Annotated in this window: 18 protein-coding genes and 1 tRNA gene; 11 read left to right on the top strand and 8 right to left on the bottom strand. The window is 56.7% G+C overall.

Going from position 1 to position 21,078, the window contains the following annotated elements:
• Positions 1–10 precede the first annotated feature (10 nt).
• Together ACRZ9U_RS01785 and ACRZ9U_RS01780 are read right to left on the bottom strand one after the other, a co-directional pair.
• The gene (locus tag ACRZ9U_RS01785; protein WP_170405881.1) at positions 11–985 is read right to left on the bottom strand and encodes an HAD family hydrolase; all 975 of its coding nucleotides are present in this window, start codon (positions 983–985) and stop codon (positions 11–13) included.
• Positions 986–1,045: 60 nt separating this feature from the next.
• The gene (locus tag ACRZ9U_RS01780) at positions 1,046–2,656 is read right to left on the bottom strand and encodes an arylsulfatase (protein ID WP_255612093.1); all 1,611 of its coding nucleotides are present in this window, start codon (positions 2,654–2,656) and stop codon (positions 1,046–1,048) included.
• Between the two features lie 191 nt (positions 2,657–2,847).
• On the opposite strand from ACRZ9U_RS01780, the gene ACRZ9U_RS01775 reads away from it, so the two are divergent.
• Entirely contained in the window at positions 2,848–3,528 is a 681-nt protein-coding gene (locus ACRZ9U_RS01775; RefSeq protein ID WP_170405877.1) for a Crp/Fnr family transcriptional regulator, read from the top strand.
• Between the two features lie 7 nt (positions 3,529–3,535).
• Here the strand turns inward: ACRZ9U_RS01775 and ACRZ9U_RS01770 are convergent, their stop codons facing one another.
• Positions 3,536–4,627, bottom strand: coding sequence for an AI-2E family transporter (locus ACRZ9U_RS01770; protein ID WP_170393011.1), 1,092 nt, complete (start codon positions 4,625–4,627; stop codon positions 3,536–3,538).
• Positions 4,628–4,785: 158 nt separating this feature from the next.
• Here ACRZ9U_RS01770 and ACRZ9U_RS01765 point away from each other — a divergent pair, with 158 nt between their 5' ends.
• The 3 genes from ACRZ9U_RS01765 (at position 4,786) to ACRZ9U_RS01755 (ending at position 7,833) form a co-directional block, all read left to right on the top strand.
• Positions 4,786–5,643, top strand: a complete 858-nt coding sequence (locus ACRZ9U_RS01765) for a YihY/virulence factor BrkB family protein (protein WP_170393012.1) — start codon at positions 4,786–4,788, stop codon at positions 5,641–5,643.
• Positions 5,643–7,547: a cytochrome c3 family protein gene (locus tag ACRZ9U_RS01760; RefSeq protein ID WP_170406451.1), complete on the top strand. Its 1,905-nt coding sequence runs from the start codon at positions 5,643–5,645 to the stop codon at positions 7,545–7,547. Before ACRZ9U_RS01765 ends, ACRZ9U_RS01760 begins: the two co-directional genes overlap by 1 nt.
• Positions 7,548–7,638: 91 nt before the next feature.
• Positions 7,639–7,833 carry a hypothetical protein gene (locus tag ACRZ9U_RS01755; protein WP_170405875.1) on the top strand — a complete coding sequence of 65 codons (195 nt, stop codon included), beginning with the start codon at positions 7,639–7,641 and terminating at the stop codon, positions 7,831–7,833.
• Between the two features lie 6 nt (positions 7,834–7,839).
• On the opposite strand, the gene ACRZ9U_RS01750 is transcribed toward ACRZ9U_RS01755, so the two are convergent.
• Both ACRZ9U_RS01750 and ACRZ9U_RS01745 read right to left on the bottom strand, forming a co-directional pair.
• Positions 7,840–8,556: an RlmE family RNA methyltransferase gene (locus tag ACRZ9U_RS01750; protein ID WP_170393014.1), complete on the bottom strand. Its 717-nt coding sequence runs from the start codon at positions 8,554–8,556 to the stop codon at positions 7,840–7,842.
• Entirely contained in the window at positions 8,556–9,668 is a 1,113-nt protein-coding gene (locus ACRZ9U_RS01745) for a Ppx/GppA phosphatase family protein (protein ID WP_170393015.1), read from the bottom strand. Before ACRZ9U_RS01745 ends, ACRZ9U_RS01750 begins: the two co-directional genes overlap by 1 nt.
• Positions 9,669–9,909: 241 nt before the next feature.
• On the opposite strand from ACRZ9U_RS01745, the gene ACRZ9U_RS01740 reads away from it, so the two are divergent.
• The 4 genes from ACRZ9U_RS01740 (at position 9,910) to ACRZ9U_RS01725 (ending at position 12,418) form a co-directional block, all read left to right on the top strand.
• Positions 9,910–10,206, top strand: coding sequence for a virulence factor (locus ACRZ9U_RS01740; protein WP_170393016.1), 297 nt, complete (start codon positions 9,910–9,912; stop codon positions 10,204–10,206).
• 26 nt (positions 10,207–10,232) lie between these two features.
• On the top strand, positions 10,233–11,159 hold the full coding sequence (locus ACRZ9U_RS01735; RefSeq protein ID WP_170393017.1) for a methylenetetrahydrofolate reductase: 927 nt from the start codon (positions 10,233–10,235) through the stop codon (positions 11,157–11,159).
• 9 nt (positions 11,160–11,168) lie between these two features.
• Positions 11,169–12,233: a methyltetrahydrofolate cobalamin methyltransferase gene (locus ACRZ9U_RS01730; protein ID WP_170393018.1), complete on the top strand. Its 1,065-nt coding sequence runs from the start codon at positions 11,169–11,171 to the stop codon at positions 12,231–12,233.
• Positions 12,234–12,344: 111 nt separating this feature from the next.
• A tRNA-Gly gene (locus ACRZ9U_RS01725) sits at positions 12,345–12,418 on the top strand.
• 1 nt (position 12,419) lies between these two features.
• Here the strand turns inward: ACRZ9U_RS01725 and ACRZ9U_RS01720 are convergent.
• Both ACRZ9U_RS01720 and ACRZ9U_RS01715 read right to left on the bottom strand, forming a co-directional pair.
• Positions 12,420–13,277, bottom strand: coding sequence for a class I SAM-dependent methyltransferase (locus ACRZ9U_RS01720; RefSeq protein WP_170405872.1), 858 nt, complete (start codon positions 13,275–13,277; stop codon positions 12,420–12,422).
• 24 nt (positions 13,278–13,301) lie between these two features.
• Positions 13,302–15,347 carry an ASKHA domain-containing protein gene (locus tag ACRZ9U_RS01715; protein ID WP_170405869.1) on the bottom strand — a complete coding sequence of 682 codons (2,046 nt, stop codon included), beginning with the start codon at positions 15,345–15,347 and terminating at the stop codon, positions 13,302–13,304.
• 215 nt (positions 15,348–15,562) lie between these two features.
• Here ACRZ9U_RS01715 and guaB point away from each other — a divergent pair, with 215 nt between their 5' ends.
• The 3 genes from guaB to ACRZ9U_RS01700 all read left to right on the top strand — a co-directional run bounded on the left by guaB (position 15,563) and on the right by ACRZ9U_RS01700 (position 20,630).
• Positions 15,563–17,011, top strand: coding sequence for an IMP dehydrogenase (gene guaB, locus ACRZ9U_RS01710; protein WP_170405866.1), 1,449 nt, complete (start codon positions 15,563–15,565; stop codon positions 17,009–17,011).
• Positions 17,012–17,071: 60 nt separating this feature from the next.
• Entirely contained in the window at positions 17,072–18,235 is a 1,164-nt protein-coding gene (locus ACRZ9U_RS01705) for an RsmB/NOP family class I SAM-dependent RNA methyltransferase (protein WP_170405863.1), read from the top strand.
• Positions 18,236–18,338: 103 nt separating this feature from the next.
• Positions 18,339–20,630, top strand: a complete 2,292-nt coding sequence (locus ACRZ9U_RS01700; protein WP_170405860.1) for an ATP-binding protein — start codon at positions 18,339–18,341, stop codon at positions 20,628–20,630.
• A gap of 5 nt (positions 20,631–20,635) precedes the next feature.
• Here the strand turns inward: ACRZ9U_RS01700 and ACRZ9U_RS01695 are convergent, their stop codons facing one another.
• Entirely contained in the window at positions 20,636–21,055 is a 420-nt protein-coding gene (locus ACRZ9U_RS01695; protein ID WP_480901240.1) for a gamma-glutamyl kinase, read from the bottom strand.
• Positions 21,056–21,078 lie beyond the last annotated feature (23 nt).

Raw genomic sequence — 21,078 nt, 5'->3', positions numbered from 1 at the left:
TCCGGGTTGCTTAGTTTGCCCCAGTGTAGATGCGGGACCAGTCGTTGGCCATATCAACAATGACCCATCCCATATCCGGGCCTTTGTCCAACCCATCGACCAGCCGTCCAATCGGGCTTTCGCGGTCGTAGGCCCATTCACGATCCGCATCAGTGTGATGGATCAAAACGCCCAGCCGTGGCCCGTCGCCTGCGGTGGTCCATTCAAGCATGGCAAAATCCCCGTCCGAGTTTCCCCCGGCAAATATGGGGCGCTTGCCGATGGTGCGCTCGATATTGATAGGTTTGCCTTCTTTATCATCGATGAAGGCGATGCCGGGGGCCTTGTTGATTACAGGCGTGCCGTCCACATTGTCATACGTGGTCTCACCATAGGTGCCCAGAATCTGTTCGGGCGGGATGCCATAGGCCTGTTCGGCGAAGACACGCATGAAATGCAGGCCTCCGCCTGAAACGATATAAGTTTTGAAATCCTCATCCCGCAGATAGCGCAACAGCTCGACCATCGGCTGATAGGTCATCTGGTCGTAGGGCAGATCGGTCTCGGGATGTCGTGCAGTGTCCAGCCAATCGGCCACCGACGCCTGAAATACTTCAACGCTGCTGCCGGAATGCGATGCGTTGACCACTTCGATCAGAGCGTCGTGCCCGCCTTCCAGAATGGTTTTCAGATCACCTTCAGCAGCCGCTTTCAACGCTGGAGTCGATAAGATCGATGGGTCTTGTTTAGCAAGCTCTGCCAGTTGGTCCATGGCAAATATGAACTGAAAATAGACCGGTTGTTCAGCCCAGAGCGTGCCGTCATTGTCAAACACCGCAATCCGGTCGGCGGGAGTGACATAGAGTTCATTCGCCGGGTCGCTGACCGCGTCAACAAAGTCGATGATCTGCTGTTTTGATGCCGAGTCGGTCCAGCTGGGCAGGGGGTCTGCGAACGCCACTAAGGGGACGGTGGCTATAAACGCCGTGAGTTTGAGAAATCTCATTTAATAGCCTCTGATACTGGAAAAATGGGCCGCGCTTTACGGCGGCCCCTGTCTTGTTTTCTAGTTCGAAGTCGGTGTGGCCAATTTCTGCATTACCTGATCCAGACTGAAGCTTGCCGCCTTCTGGCGTGGTGGGAACTCTTGGAAAGTACTCAGGAAACTCGCCACATATTGCTGCGCCGGTACTAGGAAATACACCCGGTCAATCATCCAGTCATAGTATGTGTTGGATGTCCGGTATCCACGCTCATAAGGGTCGCGGCGCAGATTCACGATGATCGGCACGCGCAGCTCCGTGAATGGTTCCATCCATGCGCGCAGGGTGGCCCATGCTTTTTGCTCCAAAAAGATCAGCTTCCAGTCGTCAAAACGCAAAGCGGACAGGTCGCCGTCATCCGTGAAATAAAAGATTTCACGGCGGGGGCTTTCAGTGGTCTCACCGGTCAGCAACGGCAAGATGTTGTAGCCATCCAGATGCACTTTGTAGTCGCGACCCATGGCAGGTGAGGAATAGCCGGCTTTCAGCTTTTCCTTGATTTCGGGGTCGCCAGCGACCGCCAGATAGGTGGGCAGCCAGTCCATGTGATGCACGATTTCGTTCGAGATCGAACCCGCTTCGATCTTGCCGGGCCAACGCACCATGGATGGTACGCGCCAGCCGCCTTCCCAGTTGGTATTCTTTTCGCCCCAGAACGGTGTCGAAGCGGCATCCGGCCATGTGTTGTAATGCGGGCCGTTATCGGTGGAATAATGAACGATCGTGTTGTCGGCGATGCCGAGTTCGTCCAGCAGATCAAGCAGTTGGCCGACCTGAATGTCGTGTTCGATCATGCCCGCCGTGTATTCATCGGCCGGACTACCTAGAATTTCGTTGGCTGTTTCGCGCATTTCTTCCCCGACATGGGTGCGGAAATGCATCCGTGTGCCATTCCACCAGACATAGAATGGTGTGCCGTTCTGGTTGGCCTCACGAATGAACTCAACGGCAGCTTCCAGGGTTTCCTGATCCACCGTTTCCATGCGTTTGCGTGTCAGTGGACCGGTGTCTTCGATGGGGCCGCCTGCGCTGGACTTGATCACACCGCGCGGACCATAGGCCTCGCGGAACGTGCGCCCGTCGGGCAGAACCGCGTCCCCGGGATAATCTTCATGCTCGGGTTCTTCTTCGGCATTGAGGTGATAGAGATTCCCAAAAAACTCATCAAATCCGTGATTTGTCGGCAGGTGCTCATCCCTGTCGCCCAGGTGGTTCTTGCCAAACTGGCCGGTCACGTACCCATGATCCTTAAGCAACCCTGCAATCGTGGGGTCTTCGATCTGCATCCCTTCTTTAGCGCCAGGCAAGCCAACCTTGGACAGTCCAGTCCGGAACACCGATTGGCCCATGATGTAAGATGAGCGGCCAGCTGTGCAGGATTGCTCGCCATAATAATCGGTGAAGATCATGCCTTCATCGGCGACCCTGTCGATATTGGGGGTCTGGTATCCCATAAGGCCCATTGTGTAGGCCGAAATGTTGGATTGGCCGATGTCATCGCCCCAAATGACCAGAATGTTGGGTTTTTGATCCTGCGCCCATGCGGGCAGTGCGACCAGAACGGCAATCGACGCTGCTGCGGTACGGCGCAGTCCGATACGCCAGCTTTCCAAGAACCGGGTTGTAGTTAACATGTTTTACTCCTGAACTTGTGGACAATTTGTCCCTGTGAACTATCTGAGACTTGTGTCCAGAATAGGATTAGTTGCAGTCGTTAAGCATTGGATATCCCGCGAAAATAGCCAGATTGCGGGATTCGTGTGTAAGTAATGTAGGCCAGTGAGCCTGATTGAAATTTATCATATGATGAAGTTTAAATATATAGATGGCACTAATTGAAACTGATCTAGACGCGCTGCAGGAAAGTTCCTGGTTCAAAACCAGATCTCCCGCCTTTCAGGATGCTCTGATGCGCAGCGCCGTGCGCCGAACTTACGGTGCTGACGAAGCTTTGTTTGTCCAGGGTGATCCCGCCAACGGGATCCACGCTGTATTGGATGGTAGTGTTAAGATCACCGTCCCCGCAGATGACGGTCAGGAATTTGTCATACACCAAGAGGGACGTGGCTTTTGGATCGGCGATCTCGCGTTGTTTGCGACTGCACATCGGCTGATCAGCGTGGTAGCGACTCGGCCAACCGAGACGCTTTTCTTGCCGGCCTCGCGGCTAGAACGCTTGGTGCAGGATTCTCCTGACTTTGTTCGGGATTTCTACGCCTTGAGTCATGAAAACATGCAAAAAGCCCTGCGTATCGTAGCCAATCTTGCGGTGACCGGCACCGAGAAACGGCTGGTTTTGAGGCTGCTGCATCTGGATGAGGTGACATCCGATGCAGAGGGTTGGATACCGGTTTCGCAGGAAGAGCTGGCGGCTATGATTGCAGTCTCTGCGCCAACGCTTCACCGAGCATTACACAGGCTTATCGAATTGGACTTGATCGAAGGCGGGTATGGTCGGCTGAGGTTGAAAGATCGACGCGCCCTCGTCGCTAGCTGTCAAAGTTGACGGACGTTCAAGCCGAATGTTCGGTTGACGACCGATCATCCTCGCCAAGCCTTCCATCCAAAGACATCAAGATCGCGACGGGGCGCAGCGCGGGGATGTGGCTGAAGATGATCAGGATGCAGACGGTCAAAGGCACACTCAGGAACGCTCCGATCAGACCCCAGACCGTAGTCCAGAAGGTCAACGCCAAAATCACTAGGAAGGTCGACATGTTCAGCGATCGGCCCAGCATAGCCGGATCCAGAAAGTTGCCGATTAGAAACTGTAGTGTGCCGCACCCCAGAACGATCACGAGAAATGGCCCGATCGTCTCAAACTGAACCAGAGCGATCATTGCGGGAAAGATAACGGCGATGATCGAACCGATTGACGGGATGAAATTCAGGGCGAAAGTCAGCACGGCCCAGGTTTCAGCATATTCCAGACCCAGCGCTTTGAATACGGCGTAGCTGATGGTGGCGGTGATCAGACTGATAAAGGTTTTCACGCCGACATATCGCTGCAGGCTGTACGAAATCGCATCCAGAACCAAGGCCAGGTCAGCCCCCAGCCGTGGGTTGCCGGCGGCAAGCTGGATTTTCTTGCGAAAGGCCAACCGCTCGGCCATCAGAAAGGCGACATAGAGGCTGATTAGGAAGAACTGGTTAAGCAGTGATGTGGCGCTGCCCAGCAATATCCGAGCGACATAGGACATATCGATGCTGACCAGATTGTCTCGGATAAAACTTGTGACATCGTTGCCGACCAACCCGGTAATTCTATGAACAGCCCCGTCAAACTGGCTTTCGTAGGTGTTGATCGAGCGTGCAAATTGCGTGGCCTGACTGCCCAGAATGTACATGATCATGAACAAACCGGCCAATACAACTGTTACTCCCGCGACATTCGCCAACCAGATTGGCACCCGCGTCACTGCAATGACCCGGTCGCTAAGGGCCAGGATCAGCACGTTGACCAGTAACGCCATGGTCAACGGCACCAGAAAGTTTGCCCCTGCATAGAGGCCAAGCACCATTAGCGTGGCCACGATCGCTACATCCCGCAATACGCTCAGTTGCGGACGCGCACGGGATGGGCTGTTTTCTGGGTCAGAGGTCATAAGATGGCCTTGGTCTGAGTGCTGCCTGGATGTGTTTTGATTGATCCTGCACAGGCTGGCGGGTTTATGCAATCCATACAGAAGGTTATACGCATGAAATCGGTGGCCTGATCCGATTGGCGGTTCTGCCAAAGGAAAAGGCAGGCTAGGCTAGCGCAATGCCAACTGTTTTGATTCCCTCGTTCGGCCAATTCCTGCGTGCGCTCTGGCTTGCTGTGCGCCGATTTAATGACAAAAACGGCTTCGTCATGAGCAGCCACGTCGCCATGTCGTTGATGATGGCCCTGTTTCCATTCGTTCTGTTCACGGTTGCGCTGGCAGGGGCCTTGTCACAGGGCTATGTGACCGATGAACTGATCGAACTGATATTTGGCGCCTGGCCCAAAGACGTGGCCGATCCCATCGTTTCAGAACTGCGTGCTGTTCTGGCCGGTGCGGGCTCGGGCGTGATCACTTTGGGTGGCTTGTTGGCGATCTACTTTGCCTCGAACGGAGTCGCCGCCGTGCGAAAGGCGATGGCGCAGGCCTATCACGACACGGACAATTGGCCCTTCTGGAAGACCCGACTGCTGTGCTTTGTGCTGGTCATAATCGGCGGTGCTGCCATTCTGGCCATCGCGGCGGTCGAAGTCGTTCTGCCGGTCTATACCCGTTTGGTTTCGGAAAAGACGGCAGTGGATGTGGACAACTGGCTGTCGGTGGATCGTCTGCGATGGACCTTTACCGTGGCTGTCCCAGCTGGCACCGTTCTTTTGGCCCATCTGATCTTGCCCACCCGACGGCACAGCCTACTACAAATCTTGCCGGGCGTAATCCTGACATTGGCTTTGTGGGCTGCAGGTGGATGGGGCTTTTCAATCTACATCGCCAAGTTTGCGACCTATAGCGCGACGTATGCCGGGCTTGCAGGGGCAATGGCAGCGCTGATTTTCCTGTACTTATGCTCGGCCATGCTGATCCTCGGGGCCGAATACAACGGTGCGCTTATCGATTTGCAAAACGAAGAGGGGCAATGATGTATCTCCGCGCTATCGTGATGACCGCGATCCTTTGGGCGACCGCGCAGCAGTCGCAGGCGCAGGACTATGTTGGATCAGACGCGTGCTCGGATTGTCATAAGGAAGAAACCGAAGCCTGGGAAAGCTCATACCATGCGCTTGCCTGGACCGAGGTGGAGGACGGCCATGTTAAGGCTGATTTCGATGGAACACGCTTCTCGCATGACGGAATGAGCGTGGCCTTTGCGGATCAAGATGGAGCTCTTACGGCGCAGGTCACCGAAAAGGACGGCGTTACAACGACCTATCCGGTCCATTCAGTGGTTGGTATCGCGCCGCTACAGCAATATCTTTTCGAAACCGAACCCGGCCGATTGCAGAGTTTTGATGTGGTTTGGGACGTCGAAAAGGGCCGTTGGTTCCACCTTTACCCGGATCAGGATCTGCCTCCGAATGATGGGCTGCACTGGACCGGTCCGTACAAAAATTGGAACGCCCGCTGTGCCGAGTGTCATGCGACCGGCTATGTGAAGAACTACGACTCTGAGGAAAGGCGCTATGCCTCGACACAGGTCGAAATTGGTGTCGGGTGCGAGGCTTGCCACGGGCCGGGTTCTGCGCATTTGGAGTGGACGACCGGAAAAGTGTTGCAAGACGGTTTGAGCGAGTTCGGATTCCCTACGACATGGGGCAGGGGGCAGACAGAAGCGGAAATTCAGCAATGCGCCGGCTGTCATTCCCGGCGCGAGGCGTTGGAAGATGGTAATCCGCTTCCCGGCAAGCCGTATCACGACGCCTATAACCTGGCGTTGCTGCGACCGGGTTTGTATCACCCAGATGGCCAGATTTTGGACGAGGTCTATGTTTATGGCTCATTCCTGCAGTCGCGCATGTATGCAGAAGGGGTGGGTTGTATGAATTGCCACGATCCGCACCGGGCTGAGGTGAAAGCCGAGGGTAATGGGTTGTGTACCCAATGCCACTCCCCCGCTGGCAACCCGGATTTCCCGACCCTTCGGCTGGCCGAATATGACACGCCCGCGCATCACCAACATGCTGAAAATTCTGCGGGTGGCCAATGCAAGAACTGCCACATGATCGAGCGTGTCTATATGGGGGTAGATGGCAGGCACGATCACAGCTTCCGCATTCCCCGCCCTGATCTGGGGCTCGGAACTGATGCCTGCACCGATTGCCATGCGGATGAAGATCAGTCTTGGGCGGCGCAGCAGATTGAACTCTGGTTCCCGGAATCATCCTATAGAGTGGCGCATTATGGCACGACATTTGCAGCAGCAGGCAGTGGTCAATTGGACGACCCTGAAACGCTGGTCGCGATCGCTCTGGATGAAGGGCAGGCAGGTATCGTTCGCGCAACCGCTCTGTATTTGTTGCAACCTTTTGCAACGCCTGATCTTGCCGAGCGTCTAGCACCGTTGCTGGCCGATCCGGACCCACTGATACGGGCCAATGGACCGGTACTGCAGCGTCAGGTTCCTGCCCAGTTGCGCGCTTCGCGGTTAGAGCCGTTGTTATCCGACCCCATGCGCAATGTACGCATCTCGGCTGCGAAAGAGTTCTTATCGATCCCAGCGCAGGCCATGACGCAAGACCAACGCGCAAGCGCGCAGCAGGGCATGGCGGATTGGCAACGTAGCATTTCCAATCGTTTGGACTTTCCTGAGACCCATTTGGTGCTGGGTGGTTGGGCGCTTACGCTCAGAAACGCGCCGGCTGCAGAACGTGCATTCCGCGAGGTTGTAACGCTCGACCCGCAGCGCGTTGAGGCTTGGCCGATGCTGGTTCAACTTGCCCACATCAATCGCGGTGTTCAGGCTGCGTTGGCGACATTGGACGAGGCCTTGTTAGTGCTTCCCGATGATCCGAACTTAATGCAACTTGCGCAGGAACTCGGGAGATAGCTGGCATGGAACTGGCAGAATTGCGCCATCTTCGCGGCGCATTCTACGGTTAGCCAACCGGTATCAGCACTCGGATTGCTACAGGTGATGTATGCCGGATCGCACCGCTACCTTCGCAAAGCCGCTGACGGCGGCTCGTAAAACAACGCTTGACCAGCGTATTGAAGAGCTGCGCGCGCGCAAGCCTGTCGATATCAATCATGGCGAAGCACTATTGCTGCAAGGCATAGCTGCAGCGTCTCTGCGGAAACAGAGTATAGCGCCGGGAAAGATCGATCTGGATTAACGCCGCTTAACCCCGGAAGCCGGTGGCGACAACAAACTTCTCGGAACTATCAGAACGTGAGGCCGGAGGCTTCACATTGGCAACCTTGTTGAATTTCTGCTTGAGCAGTTTCTGAAGGTCCCCCTCAGCCCCGCCAGCAAGCACCTTGGCAACGAAGGTGCCGCCCTCTTCCAGCACGTCGAACGCGAAATAAGCCGCCGTTTCGCACAGGGCCATGATCCGCAGGTGGTCAGTCTGTTTGTGGCCCGAGGATGCAGCCGCCATATCAGACATGACCACGTCCGCTTTGCCACCCAGCCAGTCCTTGACCTTCTGATCGGCGTCATCTTCCATGAAATCAAGGACATGCGCGGTGGCACCGGCGACGGGCTCAACCTCTTGAAGGTCAACCCCCAGGACGGTGCCGATGCGCTTGCCGCTTTTCTCGCCGAGTGCATTGACGCGTTTCACAGCGACTTGCAGCCAGCCACCGGGCGCACATCCCAGATCGACCACGCGCGCGCCGGGTACGAGAAACCGGAACTTGTCGTCCAACTCAAGTATCTTGAATGCCGCGCGTCCGCGATAGCCTTCGACCTGCGCGCGTTTGACATAGGGGTCGTTCAACTGCCGTTCTAACCAGCGGGTCGAGCTGAGCTTGCGCCCGCGCGCTGTCTTGACCTTCACCTTCAGGTCGCGTTGTCCGCGACCCGAGTTGCTTTTGCCAGTTGGTGTCTTCGCCATCAGAACGGTCCGTCTTCCAATACACCGTCCGCACTCATTTGCGCATAAAGCAAACCCTCGCGCAGCCCACGGTCCGCCACAGAAAGGCGATCGGTGGGCCAGCAGCGCAACAGGGCCTGCAAGATGGCCGAGCCGGACATGATCAGGGCCTGCCGATCTTCTCCGATCCGGGGATCACGGCGGCGCCCACGAGGGCCGAGTTCTAGATAGCCTCGTATCACCTTGTCAATCTGATCGCTGGTCATCCGCAATCCGTCCACCTTCGTCCGGTCATAGCGCTTGAGGCCAAGGTGTGAGGCGGCGACAGTGGTCACCGTTCCGCTGGTGCCCACAATCTGAAACCCTTCGCGGGCCTGTTCATCCTTGTAAGGTGCGAAATCGGCCAGATTTTCTTCGAAAAACCAGCTCATAAGCGCAAAACGCGCGGCATCGTCTTCGACGTCGTTGAACTGATCACGCAATGTTGCCACGCCCAGCGGGACGCTGATCCAATCAACCACCTTGGCCGCAGGGAAAGGGCTTTCAGGCGTGTGGAACCCGTTATGCAATCTCATAATCGCGGCAGGCCGATCCCGACGAGGAACAGAGGAGATGTCGATCCAGACCAATTCGGTTGAGCCGCCGCCGATATCGACGACCAACAATTGCTCGGTCTTGGTCGACACCAGCGGTGCACAGGAAATCACAGCCAGACGTGCTTCTTCCTCGGGCTGGATGATGTCGAGCGTCAGGCCGGTTTCGCGTTTAACTTGCCGGATGAAATCGCGTGAATTCTTGGCGCGACGGCAAGCCTCGGTTGCGATCAAGCGCATGCGCTTGACCTTGTTACGTTTGAGTTTTTGCTGACAAATCCGCAGCGCCTGTACGGTACGTGCCATAGACGCCCGCGACAACCGCCCGGTGCGTTCCAGACCGGCACCCAACTGCACCGATTTGGAGAAGCTGTCCACCACATGAAATCCACTGCCCTTGGGCTGGGCGATCAACATGCGGCAGCTATTTGTCCCCAAATCCAGTGCCGCATATAACGCATCTGGATCGGGTCTTGCCGGCGCGGGGCTTTCGACCGCTTTCGGGAACGCGCCCGCACCTCTGGGACGCTTGGGCGCCATCTTAAACGCCCTCCGATTTTCGAGTTACCCCGACCATAGGTCGCGCAATTGGATCACGCAAGACGCTCATTAAAGTCATTAGGATTTTGATGTTCGGTTTTGCCCCCCAAGGCATTAAAAGCTGCGGTACGCAGCCGTGGGCAAAAAGGTCGCTGCAAATACGCCGTATGTCGAAAATCGACCGACTTGGACCCACATTGAAGTTTAGAACCGGTCCATCTGGTTAGGAGGAATCACGGTAATGCCTGACGTCACCATCGTATATTGGCGCGATATTCCCGCCCAAGTCATCGTCGGCAAGGGCCGTCGTGGCGCTAAGCGGCAGTTGGAAGAGCGGTTTGAACAAGCCATCGACCGGGCCGCAATGAAGGTGAACGCCAAAGATAGTGATGCCTATCTGGCCGAGTGGCGCAAAGCCGAGCCTTTCGCAGTTGAGGGCGACCCGTCCGAAATTGCCGAAGCCGAGGCCGCGCGTTTGGAAACAGAGTACGATCAGGACCGTATCAAGACCCTGATCGCCAATGACGGTTGGGCATGAGCCCCAGATCTTTATGGGAGGCCGCTATGGCTTTGCTGAACTTCAAGAAACGTGATGCGGTCGAAAACGGCCCTGTGAACCCGACCGTCGAAGCCTTTTTGCAGGGCTACTCGATCGAGGTGATGCCGCGCACTGCGGAAAAGGTCGAAGATTTCCGCGCGCTGCTGCCAGAAGGCACCCGTGTCTACATCGCCCATATCGAGGGCACGCCAATCGAAGACATGGTCAAAACTGCCAAGCGCATCGCGGCCGAAGGTTACCCTGTCATGCCGCATTTCCCGGCACGGATCATCAAGGATGCCGCAACGCTGGAAAACTGGATTTCCATGTATCAGGGTGAAGCGGGTGTCGAGCAGGCGCTTCTGCTGGCCGGTGGGGTCGCCAAACCGCATGGTGATTTCGACAGCTCGATGCAGCTGCTGGAAACCGGACTGTTCGACAAGGCGGGGTTCAAGCGACTGCACGTAGCCGGTCACCCCGAAGGCAACAAGGATATCGATCCCGACGGCTCGACCAAGAATGTCGATGACGCGCTGCGCTGGAAGCAGAAGTTTTCGGAAACCACCGACGCCGAAATGGCGCTGGCCACTCAGTTTGCGTTCGACGCCAAGCCGATCATCGCTTGGGCAGATAGCCTGAAAGAAGCGGGTATTGATCTGCCGATCCATATCGGTATCGCGGGCCCGGCGAAGCTGCAGACGCTGATCAAATTCGCTATCGCCTGCGGCGTTGGTCCATCGCTGAAAGTCCTGCAGAAGCGCGCCATGGACGTGTCCAAGCTGCTGTTGCCTTACGAGCCAACCGATGTGGTCACCGAACTGGCCAATCACAAAGCGGCCAACCCGGATTTCAACATCACCAAGGTTCACTTCTTCCCGCTGGGCGGGATCAAGACCAACGCCAACTGGGCGATCAACAACGGCGGCGCTTCGGCAAAGCCGGTTAACTCCTAAGGAACGGACATGACCCGTACAGTCGTAGAATCAAAAACAAAAACTGCCGTTCTGGGCTTTGACGAACCGTTCTGCGTTATCGGTGAGCGGATCAACCCAACGGGCCGTAAGAAACTGGCTGCCGAATTGGAAGCAGGCGATTTCTCGACAGTCGAAAAGGATGCTCTGGCGCAGGTCGCTGCAGGTGCGACCGTTCTGGATATCAACGCAGGTGTCGTCTACAACTCGAACCCCAACCCGAACGAGACCGAGCCGCCGCTGATGACCAAGATCGTCGAGCTGGTGCAGGGGCTTGTTGATGTACCGCTTTGCATCGATTCCTCGGTTCCGGGCGCTTTGGAAGCCGGTCTTGAGGCGGCGGAAGGTCGTCCGCTGTTGAACTCGGTCACCGGTGAAGAAGAGCGTCTGGAACTGGTTCTGCCACTGGTCAAGAAATACAACGTACCCGTTGTGGCGATCTCGAACGATGACACCGGAATCTCGGAAGACCCTGATGTGCGTTTTGCCGTCGCCAAAACCATCGTTGAGCGTGCAGCCGATCACGGCATCCCGGCTCATGACATCGTGGTCGATCCACTGGTCATGCCGATTGGTGCGATGGCAACTGCTGGCCAGCAGGTGTTTGCTCTGGTCCGTCGTCTGCGGGAAGAGCTGGGCGTGAACACCACATGCGGTGCGTCCAACATCTCGTTCGGCCTGCCGAACCGTCACGGTATCAACAACGCCTTCCTGCCGATGGCAATGGGTGCCGGAATGACTTCAGCGATCATGAACCCGGTGGCTCTGCCGGTTACGCAGAAGAAGATTGCTGAAAAGAAAGAGGCCGTTGCTGCCGCCGGTATCATTCTGCCCGAGGATATGGACGACGAAACCTTTGTACAGATGTTCGGTCTGGGTTCGACCCTTCCGCGTGCGGGCAAAGAGATGGAGGCCATCCGCGCCGCCAACCTGCTGACCAACAACGACGCACATGGCGGTGAGTGGATCAGGTTCAACAAACCACCCGCCGAGGCCGGAGCCGAAGGCGAGGGTGCACGCGGACGTCGTGGCGGTGGTCGTCGTCGCCGCGCTTAAGGTAAATAAAACAATGGATTGGGCCGGATTTTTTGATCCGGCCTTTTCGATTCGTCAGCGTTTGTTGACCCTTGAACCCCAGTAAAGAGCAGTGTTAATCAATGCTCAGCGGCGGGTATGATGTAATGGTAGCCTGTCAGCTTCCCAAGCTGAACGCGCGGGTTCGATTCCCGCTACCCGCTCCAATCATTCTGCGCGTCGGGCCTGATAGAGGTTGATCATCGCCGGGATGAGGATCTCCGAACCAGACTTATACTGTCGGAACTCTTTTGCGACCGCTTCTTGAATAGCGTCAGTATCAGCCTCACTCCCTTCGAAATGAGCAACAACACGGCCCGCAGGACCAACACGTGTCACCAGCCTCGCCGTGCCTTCAACGCCGCCAAAACCCGTCAGGTTCGCTGTAATCGCGTCGCCGGTTATTTCAGACAGCCCCGCTTGGGTCATCAGACCTTTGACATGGTCGATGTCGTGGAACGCCAGCGGCCCGGGCGCATAGCGGTCTACGCGGGGCGGTTGACCCATTCGCCGAACGGCGGCGACATGGGGTATCTTGAACCAAGGGTTGACGTCCAATGGCCCCCAGGAAGCGAACGTCATTTGCCCACCGGGTTTCAGTGCCGAGGCGATGTTTCGGAATGCTGCGATCGAGTCGTTAAAGAACATGACACCAAACCGGGAGATTGCGGCATCCATTTGTCCTGGTTCAAACGCGTAGGTTTGCGCATCCGCGTGCTGAAAAGTGATAGTCTGTATCCCGTTGCTTTCAGCGCGTTTGGCTGCGCGGTCCAGAAAGGGCTGTGAAATGTCAGCGGCCAGAACGTGCCCGTTCGGTCCTACCGCGCGGGCGGCAGCGATTGCGCTGACGCCCGTGCCACATCCGATATCCAGCACTTGCATACCCGCCGACAGGGCGGCCCGGTCCAGAACGAGATCAAGAACGGGCGCGAAGGCGTGGTCAAGCTGATCCTCATAGGTCAGCCATTTGGTGCCTTGTTCCGAGTTTCCCCAGAATTCCGCCTGTTCCTCGTTCACTGATGTCATGTTCGCCTCCTGTGGATGGGGCGACTATGACCTCCGGCGGCGTCGGCGGCCAGATTTTTCCTCATCCCCGCCGCCGGTATTGAAGGACGGAGCGGGCAGGGTGACGACCTGGGCCAATTCAGGGAACGGATCGGTTTTGTGCGGGATCGCATTGGCGGCGACGAAATGGTCTTGAAACTTGGGTTCGATTGCCGTTTCGACCTTGGTGATCTCGCGCACCACGCGTTCGATCTCGGCCCGCGATCCGATGTTACACAGCGCGATCCGGGCACCGGTTCCAGCGGCATTACCCGCGCTGGAGACCTTCTCCAGCGGTGCATCAGGGATCATACCCAGCACCATCGCGTGTTTGGTCGAAATATGTGCGCCGAAGGCACCGGCCAGTACCACGCGATCCACACGGTCAACCTCCATCTCATCCATTAGGAGACGCGCTCCGGCGTAGAGCGCGGATTTAGCCAACTGGATGGCACGGATATCACCCTGAGTTACCGTGATACGCGGACCGCCCTCGGCGCTGGCGTCGTGGATCAGATAGGAGTTGGTGCGGCCTTCGGGAACGCAACGCGATGTGCCCGTCTGCGCGGCCGAGCCGATCAGCCCGCTTTCGTCCAGAAGACCTGCAATGCGCATCTCGGCCACGGCCTCGATAATGCCTGAGCCGCAGATACCGGTGATGCCCGTGGTGGCAATGTCCTGATCAAAGCCTTCGTCATTCGACCATTTCTCGGACCCGATCACGCGGAAACGCGGTTCTTTGGTGACAGGATCGATTTCGATTCGTTCAATCGCACCGGGCGCGGCTCTCTGGCCCGAGCTAATCTGGGCACCCTCAAATGCGGGGCCGGTGGGTGACGAACAGGCCAGAACGCGGTGGGTGTTGCCCAGCAAGATTTCCGCATTGGTACCCACATCCACGATCAGTACCAGATCGTCGGACTTGCCGGGTTCCTCGGATAGGGCAACGGCAGCGCAGTCCGCACCCACATGGCCCGCAATACACGGCAGGATGTAGACCTGCGCGCGCGGATTCATCGTGGTCAGGTCCATCTCATGCGCAGGCAGGGACATGCTTTCAGACGTCGCGAGCGCAAATGGCGCCTGACCCAGTTCGACTGGGTCCAGACCCAGCAAAAGATGGTGCATGACCGGATTGCAGACGAACACCGCTTCGACGATCAAAGCGGCATCGATCCCGGCCTCATCAGCGATTGAAGTGGTCAGATCGTTGATCGCTTCGCGCACGGCCCGGGTCATTTCCTTGTCGCCACCGGGATTCATCATGGCGTAAGACACGCGGCTCATCAGGTCTTCGCCGAAACGAATTTGCGGGTTCATCAGGCCGGAAGAAGCCTTGACTTCACCTGTTTCCAGATCGGTCAGGTGCGCAGCGATGGTGGTCGAGCCGAGGTCGATAGCCAGACCGTAAAGCCCATGTTCGTGCAGGCCGGGCCAAATTTCGACGATACGGGCTACGTTGTCCTTGTGGCCTTTGTGGACGGCGACCGTGACCTCCCATTTCCCTTTGCGCAGCACTGGCTGCAGCTTGGACATCAGCGACAGGTCGGCGGTAATCGCATCGATCTTCCATTGTTCGCGCAAGGCGCGTTCTAACCGTTCCAGATCGCCTGTGGGCGAGTGCATGTCGGGTTGTTCCACCACCACGAAATACAGGCGTGTTGCAGGGTCCATGGTGATGGCGCGGGCGGCGGCGGCCTTGCGGACCACCTGACGGTGAACCTGGCTTTCAGGAGGCACGTCGATCACCACGTCACCCTGAACCGAGGCCTGACAGCCCAAACGGCGCCCGGGTTTCAAGCCTCGCTTGTCGTCATATCGCTGTTCAACCGCGTTCCATTCGCTCAGCGCGTCCTCCGAGACGGTCACGCCATGCTTGGGAAACTCGCCATAGCTGGGGGTGATCTGACATTTCGAACAAATACCGCGTCCACCGCAGACTGAATCAAGATCGACACCCAACTGGCGCGCTGCCGTCAGGATTGGCGTGCCAACGGGAAAGTGTCCGCGTTTGCCGGACGGGGTAAAAACGACAAGAGGATCGGTGGTCATGAATGGCCTGCCTTTGTATTCGCGCGTATGCCGGCGAACATATGGGTTTGAACGCAAAGGGAAAGGGCATTCAGCGGCACGTTTTGCATTGCTTGCGTCGTTTTCGGGCGTGGCAGAAGCCCGCAGGGGAAAACAACTTGGGTTCGGGGCTTTCCCTCTGGTGAAATCCATGCAATAGGGTCACCGTCAAACGGGCTTTTGCATGGGGTTATCAAATGCAGATTCGTGAGGCACTCACCTTCGACGACGTTCTTCTGGTTCCGGGCGCATCTTCTGTGCTGCCGGCAACCGCTGATACCACCACGCGCGTGACGCGTGAGATTACGATGAACATCCCGCTGCTAAGCTCGGCGATGGACACGGTGACCGAGGCGCGTATGGCTATCGCCATGGCGCAGGCTGGAGGCATCGGCGTGGTGCACAAAAACCTCTCGGTCGAGGAACAGGCTCGTGAAATTCGGCGGGTAAAGCGGTTCGAATCCGGTATCGTCTATAACCCGGTCACGCTGCGCGCGGATCAAACATTGGCAGATGCTCAGGCTTTGGTAGAGCGCTACAACTTCACCGGCTTCCCGGTCGTTGAAGAAAGCGGTCGTGTCGTCGGCATTGTCACCAACCGAGATATGCGCTTTGCGACCTCGGATGACACGCCGATCAAAGCGATGATGACCTCTGACAATCTGGCGATGCTGCAAGAGCCCGCCGATCTGGAAGAGGCCAAAAGCCTCATGCGTGCGCGTCGGATCGAAAAATTGCTGGTCGTCGATGGCGAGGGCAAGCTGACGGGCTTACTGACGCTGAAAGATACCGAGCAGGCCGTGCTGAACCCTACAGCCTGCAAGGACCGGTTGGGCCGTCTGCGTGTGGCTGCTGCAACCTCGGTCGGAGACGCTGGGTTCGAGCGGTCAGAGCAGTTGGTCGATTCCGGGGTCGATATCATTGTTGTGGATACCGCACATGGTCATTCGCAAGGGGTTCTGGACGCGGTGAAACGTGCCAAGACGCTGTCGAATGAGGTTCAGATCATCGCCGGTAACGTCGCCACTGCCGAGGCCACCAAAGCGCTGATCGATGCAGGTGCAGACGCGATCAAAGTGGGCATCGGGCCCGGCTCGATCTGTACCACACGGATGGTCGCGGGTGTTGGCGTCCCTCAGTTGACGGCCATCATGGATTGTGCCGCTGCGGCGGGGGAAGTTCCGGTCATTGCTGATGGTGGCATCAAATTCTCGGGCGATTTCGCCAAGGCGATTGCGGCAGGGGCATCTTGCGCCATGGTGGGTTCGATGATTGCGGGCACGGATGAAAGCCCGGGCGAGGTGATCCTCTATCAAGGCCGCTCGTTCAAATCGTATCGCGGCATGGGAAGTCTGGGTGCGATGGCGCGCGGCTCGGCGGATCGATATTTCCAGAAGGACGCCGCGAATGACAAGCTGGTGCCCGAAGGGATCGAAGGCCAGGTGCCGTACAAAGGGTCCGCAAGTGCTGTTGTGCACCAACTGGTTGGAGGTTTGCGCGCGGCGATGGGCTATACCGGTTGTGCCACCGTCGATGAGATGCGCCAGAACTGCAACTTTGTCAAAATCACTGGCGCAGGTTTGAAGGAAAGCCATGTGCATGACGTTCAGATCACACGGGAAAGCCCCAATTATCGCGTGATGTAAGTTTGTGAGACCCTTCAGGGGGTCTCTCGAAATTGATCGTGTAGACGAACGGAAAACGCGATGACACCTGCTGCTCGGGTACAGGCCTCGATCGAGATCCTCGATGACATTCTTGCCGGTGCACCGGTCGAGAAGGCGTTGACCGGCTGGGCTCGACGCAGTCGGTTCGCGGGATCTAAGGATCGCGCTGCGATCCGGGATCATGTGTTTGATGCATTGCGGTGCAAGCGATCCTTCTCGGCGCTCGGTGGATCCGAGACGGGGCGCGGCCTGATGATCGGTGCCGCCCGATCCTTGGGCTCAGACCTAACGTCAGTATTTTCGAGCGCGCGATATGCACCCGCAGAGGTAACCGAGGCTGACCAACCCAGGTCATTTCGGAGCGACGCAGAACGTCTGGATATCCCCGAGTGGTTGTGGCCCCAATTTCAGGCCGCGTTGAAGGACGAAGCTGAACTTGCCGCAGCCGCGCTACAATCGCGCGCTCCGATTCATCTGAGGGTCAACCTGCTGAAAACTGACCTGCCTACAGCCATTCAACGACTGGCTGCCGAGGAGATCACGGCGCATCCACATCCGGCCTGCGATACTGCATTGGAAGTTACCGAGGGCGCACGCAAGATATCTCAGAGCGGTCCGTATACAGATGGGCTGGTTGAGTTGCAGGATGCCGCAAGCCAGGCGGTTGTTGCCGCGCTTGATTTGCAGCCAGGCATGCGAGTTCTGGACTACTGTGCAGGCGGCGGTGGTAAGGCTTTGGCATTGGCGGCAAGGGCCCCCGGCGTTCACGTCTTTGCCCATGATGCCAGTCCCAAACGCATGCGGGATTTGTCAGCACGCGCGGCAAGGGCGGGCGCAGATGTCACGATCTTGACCACAGGCCAAGTCTCCAGTCAGGCGCCGTTCGATGTCGTTTTGACAGATGTGCCCTGTTCCGGCAGCGGATCGTGGCGCCGCGCACCGGCAGGGAAATGGGCGCTTACACCGGAGCGCTTGGACGAGCTGACGCAGATTCAGGCCGCTATTCTACAAGATGTTTCACCTCTCGTTGCGCCCAAAGGCGTGCTTGCTTATGCGACCTGCTCGATGCTGACGATTGAAAACGACGGCATTATTGATGGATTCTTGGCCAGCAATCCCGAATGGCAGAGCGGATACCGCAAAACGTGGCTGGTTTCACACGGGACCGATGGATTTTTCACAGCACACTTGACGCGAATATAAACTTTAAAACACAACCTTAAGAAGTTTATGTCACTGATCATTAAGCAGCAATTAACCATTGCAGGCAGATATTGATCAGAAATTGTAATAATCCGGGCTGTTTATGTCTATTCAATCTGAATTTACCCCCTCTCGATCAAGTGGATGGGGCATCGATCGTGGGCGCTATGCCTCGCTGGCATTGATCGCCATTTTATTGAGCGTACTTTCCTTCTTTGACGTCTTGCCGCCACGGTTAAGTGCCGGGGTCGCAGCCGTTGGCTTGTCCTTCCTGGTAGTAGTGGTCTTTGCATTGGCGCGTGCTTGGATATTGAATCAGATCGAAGCGCAAACATACGCTGCGATGACGGGTTTTCTAGAGCAAGAAACCGATGCCTGTGTCATTTCGGATGCGACGGGCGAGGTGCTAGTTGCAAACGCTCAGGCCAATGCGCGTCTTATTCGGAACGCGGGTACGCGACTAGATGAGTCTCTGCGTACCGTATTTGCAAACCCGTCGGCGGCGCTGTTGCGTTTGCAGTCTCATGCCCTGAAACGGGGTTTTTGGGAAGAAGATGTTGTCACGCGCGGACAAACAATACCGGTGTCTGTTTCAAAGCTGGGTGAAAATCGGTTTTGCTGGCGTTTTAGGATAGATGCACCCCAGATCTGGCGCAGCGTGCAGCGGCCGGTTCTGACGGTCGGACGAAATGACGTGGTGCTGGATGCCAATGATGCGGCTATCGAGCTTTTTGGTCAGATTCCCACATGCCTCAAGCCGATGGTTCAGGCTGGCGGTGCAGTTGATGGTAGCATCATACAGATTAAAACCGGGGAAACTGAAGCACCATTCGCTGTCACAACGCTAAGGCACAGCGGTATTGTGCGTGAGTTGCTTTTAACGCCGCTGCAGCACGCCGAAGGACCGCAGCACACGACATCATTTGCAGATTTGCCAGTTGCGATCATGTGCATGTCTCCCGATGGAGATGTTAGCGAAGCAAACCACCTCGCGGTTGAATTGGTCGGTGAGATCCAACCGGGGCGGACGAATATCGAAAGCATGATGCAGGGGCTCGGCTATCCGATCAGGGACTGGCTGGCGAGTGCTGCCGAACAAGGCGCAGCACCGCGGTCTGAATTCCTGCGTTTGGTGCGCAAGGACAAAGAGGTATTTGTGCAAGTTACGCTGTCGCGGATTCTCAGGGATGGTCAGGTCTGTCTTATTGCGGTTCTGAACGATGCCACCGAACTGAAAACGATGGAGGCGCAGTTTGTTCAAGGCCAGAAGATGCAAGCCGTTGGGCAATTGGCGGGCGGGGTGGCACATGATTTCAATAACTTGCTGACGGCGATTTCGGGGCATTGTGATCTGTTGCTGTTGCGCCATGACCAAGATGACCCGAATTACGGCGATCTTGTACAGATCAATCAGAACGCCAACCGTGCTGCAGCGTTGGTCAGCCAGCTTCTGGCCTTTTCGCGCAAACAAACGCTCCGGCCCGAAGTGCTGGATCTGCGAGATACGATTTCAGACCTTATCCATTTGCTAAACCGTCTTGTGGGCGAGAAGGTCCGCCTGACGCTCAGTCATGATCCGGTGCTCAAATCCGTCTGCGCGGACAAGCGCCAGTTAGAGCAGGTTTTGATGAACCTGGTCGTCAATGCGCGTGATGCGATGCCCGAGGGTGGGGAGATTCGGATCGAGACCGAAGTAGTGACGTTGGATCAATCGATCACGCGCGATCGGGCTACGGTACAGCCGGGGGAATATGTTACGGTCAAAGTCATCGATAGCGGCATCGGGATTCCTGCAGACAAACTGCAAAAGGTGTTTGAGCCATTTTATACGACCAAACGCACAGGCGAGGGGACGGGGCTGGGGCTATCGACTGTTTACGGGATCGTAAAACAGACTGGTGGTTTCATATTTGTCGACAGTGTGCAGGACCGGGGAACGGAATTCACCGTGCTCTTGCCTGTGAGTTCCCGGGTCCAAGAATCGGAGCCTGAGGTACCCGATACGTCAGAGGTGCAAAGTTCCCGATTGGGTGAAGGCGTGGTTTTGTTGGTCGAAGACGAAGCCCCGGTGCGCGCCTTCGCGACGCGGGCGCTTCGCTTGAAAGGCTACACTGTGCTTGAAGCTGAATCAGCCGAAGATGCGCTGCAATTGTTGGACGACCCCAATTTGCTGGTGGATGTTTTTGTTACCGATGTCGTCATGCCCGGAATGGACGGCCCGACCTGGGTGCGCGAGGCCATGAAAACACGGCCTGACGTGCGGGTGGTCTTCATGTCAGGCTATACTGAAGGGGCGTTCGGCGAATCTGGTCCTCAGATCGAAAATTCCACCTTCCTGCCCAAGCCGTTTTCGTTGACCCAGCTGACCGAAGCGGTGTTTCAGCAAATGAATTGAAAACGCTATTCGGCAGCACGATACAATGCGTATTCTGCGGCGTTCAATGATTGGAACCGGAGTTCAGTTTGTTTTGAGAAGTCCATCGGGCAAGCGGGCGAGACGTTCTCACGCGGTAGATCGATTTTACATTCCAGCCGATTCTGAAGGAAATCCAGTATCTTTTGCTGGCTGTCATATTTGAAGATATGCGCAACACCTTTACCGTTACTGCGGGGTTGCAAAAAATCGGTTTGGCATCCCACATCTGCGTAGACCGGGCGGGGGGTTTGCATATAGGCGTCAAGGAATGCCTCGAAGCTTAAACCTTTTGTGGAATGCGGATGACCTGCCAATTCGGCGCGCGTTCGATATCGATACCAACTTCCCAACCAATCGACAGGTTCGCGCACAATGGCCATGACGTCCATTTCTGCATCAAACATCTTGCGAAACATGGTCTGGAAGA

The sequence above is a fragment of the Ruegeria sp. D7 genome (assembly GCF_056534355.1).
The sequence above is the reverse complement of the archived record's forward strand: the minus strand, read 5'-3'. Positions and strand labels throughout refer to the sequence as shown.

Coding starts and splice junctions, on each gene's coding strand:
- ACRZ9U_RS01785 (WP_170405881.1), bottom strand. CDS start 985: ATGAGATTTCTCAAACTCACGGCGTTTATAGCCACCGTCCCCTTAGTG.
- ACRZ9U_RS01780 (WP_255612093.1), bottom strand. CDS start 2,656: ATGTTAACTACAACCCGGTTCTTGGAAAGCTGGCGTATCGGACTGCGC.
- ACRZ9U_RS01775 (WP_170405877.1), top strand. CDS start 2,848: ATGGCACTAATTGAAACTGATCTAGACGCGCTGCAGGAAAGTTCCTGG.
- ACRZ9U_RS01770 (WP_170393011.1), bottom strand. CDS start 4,627: ATGACCTCTGACCCAGAAAACAGCCCATCCCGTGCGCGTCCGCAACTG.
- ACRZ9U_RS01765 (WP_170393012.1), top strand. CDS start 4,786: ATGCCAACTGTTTTGATTCCCTCGTTCGGCCAATTCCTGCGTGCGCTC.
- ACRZ9U_RS01760 (WP_170406451.1), top strand. CDS start 5,643: ATGTATCTCCGCGCTATCGTGATGACCGCGATCCTTTGGGCGACCGCG.
- ACRZ9U_RS01755 (WP_170405875.1), top strand. CDS start 7,639: ATGCCGGATCGCACCGCTACCTTCGCAAAGCCGCTGACGGCGGCTCGT.
- ACRZ9U_RS01750 (WP_170393014.1), bottom strand. CDS start 8,556: ATGGCGAAGACACCAACTGGCAAAAGCAACTCGGGTCGCGGACAACGC.
- ACRZ9U_RS01745 (WP_170393015.1), bottom strand. CDS start 9,668: ATGGCGCCCAAGCGTCCCAGAGGTGCGGGCGCGTTCCCGAAAGCGGTC.
- ACRZ9U_RS01740 (WP_170393016.1), top strand. CDS start 9,910: ATGCCTGACGTCACCATCGTATATTGGCGCGATATTCCCGCCCAAGTC.
- ACRZ9U_RS01735 (WP_170393017.1), top strand. CDS start 10,233: ATGGCTTTGCTGAACTTCAAGAAACGTGATGCGGTCGAAAACGGCCCT.
- ACRZ9U_RS01730 (WP_170393018.1), top strand. CDS start 11,169: ATGACCCGTACAGTCGTAGAATCAAAAACAAAAACTGCCGTTCTGGGC.
- ACRZ9U_RS01720 (WP_170405872.1), bottom strand. CDS start 13,277: ATGACATCAGTGAACGAGGAACAGGCGGAATTCTGGGGAAACTCGGAA.
- ACRZ9U_RS01715 (WP_170405869.1), bottom strand. CDS start 15,347: ATGACCACCGATCCTCTTGTCGTTTTTACCCCGTCCGGCAAACGCGGA.
- guaB (WP_170405866.1), top strand. CDS start 15,563: ATGCAGATTCGTGAGGCACTCACCTTCGACGACGTTCTTCTGGTTCCG.
- ACRZ9U_RS01705 (WP_170405863.1), top strand. CDS start 17,072: ATGACACCTGCTGCTCGGGTACAGGCCTCGATCGAGATCCTCGATGAC.
- ACRZ9U_RS01700 (WP_170405860.1), top strand. CDS start 18,339: ATGTCTATTCAATCTGAATTTACCCCCTCTCGATCAAGTGGATGGGGC.
- ACRZ9U_RS01695 (WP_480901240.1), bottom strand. CDS start 21,055: ATGTTTGATGCAGAAATGGACGTCATGGCCATTGTGCGCGAACCTGTC.